Below are 6,103 nucleotides of genomic sequence, written 5' to 3'. Positions count from 1 at the left end.
GGGTCGCGGTGATGGTGATCGTAGAAGAGCCACGCGTCGAACTTGCGCTCGCGCAATGCGGCCTGAATAGCTGTGAGATCCATGGCGTTATTTATTGTATCGGACGAACTGCTACACGGAAGCAGAAACGTGCTACCGCCGGGTTACTGGCGCAGGCGAGTAAGGCTCTGCTCAAGCGCCGCGATCTGAGCGTCAAACTGACGCAACGGTTCGGAGGCGGAGACGATCTCGACCTGCTGGGCGAAGCTCTCGCGGAAGGCGGGACGGTGGTCAAACATCATCGCCTTCAACGACTCCACCTGGAGGCGTGCATCGCGGATGGCTTTGTGCTGCTCAAGCAGGATTTCGTAGATAGCTGTCAGGTTCGGTTCCATTCTCTAGTTGTACCTCAACGGCTAAACAGGCTGCTGAAAAACTTTATGTTGGGTCATCCTTCGGTCACGCGCTTTGCGTGACCGAAGATCTGCTTTGTCTTGAACAGCAGATCCTTCGTTGCGCTCAGGATGACCCCGCTTCTTGCGCCTTGGGGAATCGGCGCGCGAGTTTACGTAGCTGAGGCAATAACTGGTGAACCGCCAGGTTCTCTCTTACCCTGGCGGCTCAACGGGGTTTATGCGGTTTCATTGTCGAAGAACGGTGCGAGCTGTTCCTTGCGCGGCGGCTTCGTTATGTAGCTCACCACGATCAGGGCCACCAGCGAGACGATCAGCGCGGGGAAGATGGCGTCGCGCTGTGCCCATCCGGCTGGCAGATAGTTGGGGAACTCGTTCCAGTAAATCGTGATCGTCGTTCCCAAGGCAATAGACGTAACGGCAGCCGTGGCCGTGGTGCGACGCCAGAAAAAGGCTGCCATCACCACCGGCGTAATTGCCGCCGAGTAGATGGTGTAAGCATACATAGCCTTTGCCAGAATCGATTCCAAGCCGATGCCCTGGAAGAGCGCCCAGATTCCGAGGAGCACGACGAGGAAGCGCGATACGAAAAGGATGTTCCTGTTGGACGCGCCTTTGTTGATGAAGCGGGTGTAAACGTCATTGATGAGGTTGGTCGCCGGCGAGAACAGGTAATTGTTAGCCGTTGAGATGACTTTAGCGAAGACAGCACCCATCAGCAGTGCGCCGATAAAGCTCGGCAACGCGTGACGCGCGGTGAACGGGATGATTTCACGCGGGTTCAGTTCAGCGCGCGGCATGGTGAAGTACAGGGCTGAGCCGAAGACGGCGATGGCGACGATAAGGGTCTCAAGGATGCCCGTGCCTACGAACCAGCCGGCGACGGCCATCTTCGCGTCTTTCTCGGATTTAGCGGAAAAGAATTTTTGATACATGCTCTGGTTGCCGAGCATGAGCAGGAAGGTGGGGAAGAAATATTCGAGGGCATGCAGCAGTGCAGCACCAGTGCCGTGATCCACTCCGTCGCGGACGCCGAATTCGCCGAACAGCGTGAAATGCGAAAGTGGCAGCTTGTCATGCAACGCTGTCCATCCGCCAACGTGGCTGAGCAGCATGGGTGCGGCTATAACGCCTGTGACGGTGATGAGAAGTCCGATGACAACGTCCATGTAAGCGACCGACGCCATGCCGGCGAGCGCCGTGAACGCGATCACAAAAATGGCGATGATGATGGTGCCCTGTTGGCGACCGATCTCGGGGAAGATGAGATGCATAATGTCGCCGCCGGCGCGGAACTGATACGAGGTTATGGCGGTGAATGCGAACAGGATCGCGATGGTTCCAAGCACGCGAGCCGCGGTGTTGTACCGCGTCTCCAGAAGGTCGGGGATGGTGAACTGCGCAAACTTGCGCGCGCGGGGCGCGACGAAATACATGATAACCAGGGCGACCCATCCGCCAGCCGGTTGCCAGAGCGCGGCAAAGCCGTTGCGGAAGGCGTTCTCCGCGCCTGCGAAGAGAGAGCCGGCGCCAATCCACGAGGACAACAGCGTCGCAACGAGGACGTAGGCGGGCAAGGAACGTCCAGCGACGAGGTAGTCGGCCTTGGTCTTGACTTTGCGGATTTGCGAGATGCTGACCGTAAGCAGAGCTACAACGATGACTGCGACGACGATTGCGTAGAGATTCATTGATACCTGCTTGTTTCGGGGGTGGACAACACGCGCACGTATTCCTCGCGCTTGGTCCTACTGGAATCCAAGGCGCTTGCGGACCTCCGCCGCCGAGAGTCCGGCGACGCGGATGACCTTGTTTCGGCTGGATTCACCGGCAGCTATGGTAACGGACGAACGCGCGACGTTCAAAAGTTTTGCTAGGAACTCGATGCAGGCCTCATTGGCACGGCCTTCGACGGGCGGCGTGGTCAGCGAAAGCTTGAGAGCGTCGCCCAACTGGCCGGAGACGGCGTTCTTCCTGGCTCGCGGATGGACGCGTATTTCGAACGTAGCGCCTTTGGGCGTGTCATTGACGGGGATTGTCATTTTCCGGCGGAGAAAATAAGTTCAAGGACGATGACTACGCCCACGGCTATAGCCTGTGGCGAATCCATAACGTTGCGACCGAGCGACCAAAGGACGGCAACCGTAAGGATGAGCGCAAGTGAATTGGCTATGACCGAACAGCCACGCGTGAAGGCGTCCGATTTGCGCGCGCGCACCAGGTTCAGCATGCCAACGGCAACGAGGGCAACTCCGCTTCCAAAGAACCAGGCCGCGTTGCGGTTCAGAGGCTTGTAAAGAGCGAAGGTCCCGACGCTGTGCGCCACGCCGAGCGCCACCATCACCCACCCGAGAATCTTGTCGATAATGCTCATGCGCTGTGGTCTCTCGCTCCGAAAATCGCTGTTCCAATTCGCACGCAGGTAGAGCCTTCTTCGACGGCTACCTCGAAATCATGCGACATTCCCATCGATAGCTCGGTCATGCTGACGCGCGGCAGATCATAGGCGGCGATGCGGTGACGCAGGTCGCGCAATGCGCGGAAGAATGGTCGCGCGCCTTCGGAATCTTGCGTGAATGGCGGCACCGTCATCAGGCCGCAGATGTCCAGGTTTGTGAGCCGCGGGGCGGCTGTGAGGATGGCGCCCAGTTCGGGGGAATCCAGCGGTATGCCCGACTTCGCTTGCTCACCGCCAACGTTCATCTCGATCAGCACTGCGACGGTCTTCCCAGCCTGTGCGCCTGCGGCGTTGAGACGTTCGGCGAGTTTCAGCGAATCGACAGAATCGATGCCGGAGAAGAGTTCGACAGCTCTTGTCGCCTTATTGGATTGAAGATGTCCGATGAGGTGGAATCGGGCCCTGGCCAAATCGCCAAGGGCGTCATGTTTGCCGAAAAATTCCTGTACGCGGTTCTCGCCGAAGAGGCGTTGTCCGGCTTCGTAAGCTTGGCGGATGCTTTCGGCAGGATGCGTCTTGGAGACGGCCATCAGCGAAACGGCTTCCGGGTCACGGCCAACGCGTGCTGCGGCGCTTGCAATGCGCGTGCGAATGGCCGCGATATTTTCGGCGATGGACATCGGAGACATTCTACCCACACATGGAAAATGGAGATGAAAAAAACGGGCACTCTTGCGAGCGCCCGTTACTTATTGTCCTTCGGAGGTCACGCTATGTCGGCGCGTCCTCGCTCCAGGCAGATCGCTGCGGGCTGTGCGCCCGAGGCAATCGATTACATAATCGCCGTCGGCGGAGCCGGTTCGTCCGGGTGTCCGGCGTTGGCGAGCGGCAGGCGAATCATCAGAATGGCCAAAGCGACCAGCACGACTGCTCCGATGATGAGCGGCGGGTGTTCGAAAATTGTCGGCAGTATCTTGATGTCCTTGCTCTTCTGTATGCCGATGATCGCGGCAATGACAAGACCGCAGAGTGCCTCTCCGGCGATAAGACCGGATGCGGTGAGCACGCCGGAATTCTCGACACGAGCCTTCTGTGCATCGTTCAACTTCTTGCGGTCGCGCAGCTTGTCGGTAACCCAGCGGAATACGCCGCCGACAAAGATGGCGAATGTCGTTTCCAGCGGCAGGTACATGCCGACCGAGAACAGCATTGGGCTGCGAACTTCGATCAGGATTAGACCGAAGCCCATCAGGATGCCTACGACAACGAGCGGCCACGCCATGTTTCCGCCGACGATGCCCGATGCCAGTGAGGCCATGAGGCCAGCCTGCGGAGCAGGAAGTTGCGGGCTGCCGAAACCGTACGCGTTGTTGAGAACCATCAAGGGGAAGAAGAGTACGAGGCTGGAGATGACGATACCGATGAGATCGCCAATCTGCATCTTCGACGGTGTGCCGCCGAGGATGTGTCCAACCTTGAGGTCCTGCAGCATCTCACCAGCGACAGCGGAACTGACGCACACGACGGCGGCTACGCCCAGAACGGCAGCGACGCCGGTGGGACCCTTGATGCCGATGGCAACCATCAGCAGGGCAGCGACGATGAGAGTGCAGAGTGTCAGCCCGGAGATCGGGTTATTGGAAGAACCGATCATGCCGACGAGATTGCCGGAAACCGCGGCGAAGAAGAAGCCGAGGATGATCATGACGATGGCGGAAAGCAATGCGCCGCCAATCACGTTAGTGAAGTAGAAGTAGAGGGCGATCATGCAGAGGAAAACGACGCCCAAGCCCATGAATATGAACTTGCTGGGCAGGTCCTGTTCGGTGCGGTTTGTGGCGGCGCTCACGGATGCGCTCTTCTTCAGGTCGGCGACGGCGCGCTTCATGCCAAGGCCGAGGCTTTTGCGCATTTTGAAGAGCGTGTACGACGCGCCGACAAGCATTCCGCCGACAGCGATCGGACGCACGATGGAGTACCAGACCGCTCCGGCCGCGCCAGCCCAACCGGCTTCACCGGCTCCGGCCGGCATGGCTGCGCTCATTTGCGGCCCAAGGAAGAAGACAAGAAGCGGAACCAGGAGTCCCCATGCAAAAATGCCACCGGCGAAGTTCAACGCGCCGAGGCGGGGTCCGATGATGTAGCCAACGCCGAGGTAAGCCGGGCTGATGGCGGGTGCCGAAAAGGCGGTGACGCCTCCGGCTGCAATCGTGGGTTCACCGGCGGCACGCGTCAACTTAACGGCGCTGGTACCCAGAGTGCCTACCTTGAAGATGAATTCCTTGGTCGCCGAGAAGAACTGGATGGCGCCGAGGAAGTACACGGTAGCGCCGACCGCCATGTTCGCGAACAGGATTTTCGCGGCGCGCGCACCCTGCTGTCCCGCCTTATGGATTTCAGCGGCAGCGACCGATTCCGGGTAGGGAAGGTCGGGATCTTCCACCATGACGCGGCGAAGCAGGGTCACGAAAAGAATGCCCAGTGTTCCGCCTACGGCCATCAGCGCGACAGAACTCATATACCCATTGCGGACGTCGAATACCGGCCAGACACCGGCGATGATGAACGCCGGGATCGTGAACACGGCGCCAGCGGCTACCGACTCACCAATCGAGCCGATGGTACGAGCCATGTTTTCTTCGAGGATGGAGCCCTTCATAAGTCTCAGCACAGCCATGGCGATGACGGCGGCTGGATAGGTGGCGGCGATGGTCATTCCCGCTCGCAAACCCAAATACATGTTCGCAGCGCCAAGGATGACGGTCATCACCAGTCCGAGCAAAACTGCACGAAGCGTGAATTCACGCATCTGCATGTCAGGGGGGACATAGGGGCGGTACTTGCTAGGGGTTGAAATCGAATCCTTGTCGTATTGAACAGACATCTTGATGGTTTATCCTTCCCAGTATTGGACGCACATAGGAGATTCGGCGCAAGTTAGCACGTAGCAAGCAGTGAGCACAAGTGCGTTAATCCTGCTTTGAATGTGATAAGACCTGTTGTCCGTGATTGCGCAGCGCACGCAAGCAGCCGTATACTGGAGGCACTGAACTCGCGAGTTCGCGCCGTGAGGAGGTCGTCTTCAGCAGTAGCGGCCACAGAGCAGCTCCAGAGTCTTCCCGAGTCCGAGAAGCTGCCAGAATAATACGGACCACCAGACTTCCTGAAATACACTCGCGCTCATGGCTCGCCTCCACTCTTTGTGACACGGTTGGAACTCTCTTCGCTACGCTTTTCCCCTCCGACTGCCGTCTCTGCCAGACACCCCTGGCGAATGCTTCGCGGCTGCCCGTTTGCGATGCTTGTCTTGCCA

At 58.7% G+C, this 6,103-nt stretch carries 6 protein-coding genes; all 6 read right to left on the bottom strand.

Annotation, left to right across the window (positions count from 1 at the left end):
• Nucleotides 1-143 precede the first annotated feature (143 nt).
• A complete protein-coding gene (locus tag VN622_08140) occupies nucleotides 144-374 on the bottom strand; it encodes a hypothetical protein (GenBank protein HWR35819.1) in 231 nt (76 codons plus the stop codon).
• A 236-nt stretch (nucleotides 375-610) separates the two neighbouring features.
• Nucleotides 611-2,083 (bottom strand): sodium:solute symporter family protein, encoded by a 1,473-nt coding sequence (locus VN622_08135; GenBank protein ID HWR35818.1) that lies wholly within the window; start codon nucleotides 2,081-2,083, stop codon nucleotides 611-613.
• A gap of 57 nt (nucleotides 2,084-2,140) precedes the next feature.
• On the bottom strand, nucleotides 2,141-2,434 hold the full coding sequence (locus VN622_08130; GenBank protein ID HWR35817.1) for a DUF167 domain-containing protein: 294 nt from the start codon (nucleotides 2,432-2,434) through the stop codon (nucleotides 2,141-2,143).
• Nucleotides 2,431-2,766: a hypothetical protein gene (locus VN622_08125; GenBank protein ID HWR35816.1), complete on the bottom strand. Its 336-nt coding sequence runs from the start codon at nucleotides 2,764-2,766 to the stop codon at nucleotides 2,431-2,433. The genes VN622_08130 and VN622_08125 overlap by 4 nt, the downstream gene beginning before the upstream one ends.
• Nucleotides 2,763-3,470, bottom strand: coding sequence for a YggS family pyridoxal phosphate-dependent enzyme (locus VN622_08120; protein HWR35815.1), 708 nt, complete (start codon nucleotides 3,468-3,470; stop codon nucleotides 2,763-2,765). Before VN622_08120 ends, VN622_08125 begins: the two co-directional genes overlap by 4 nt.
• Before the next feature lie 152 nt (nucleotides 3,471-3,622).
• Nucleotides 3,623-5,674, bottom strand: a complete 2,052-nt coding sequence (locus VN622_08115; protein HWR35814.1) for an oligopeptide transporter, OPT family — start codon at nucleotides 5,672-5,674, stop codon at nucleotides 3,623-3,625.
• Between the last annotated feature and the right edge of the window lie 429 nt (nucleotides 5,675-6,103).

It is taken from the genome of Clostridia bacterium (genome assembly GCA_035561135.1).
Classification (GTDB): domain Bacteria; phylum Acidobacteriota; class Terriglobia; order Terriglobales; family Acidobacteriaceae; genus DATMYA01.
Note: the sequence above shows the minus strand (reverse complement) of the source record. Positions and strands in the feature narration are given on the sequence as shown.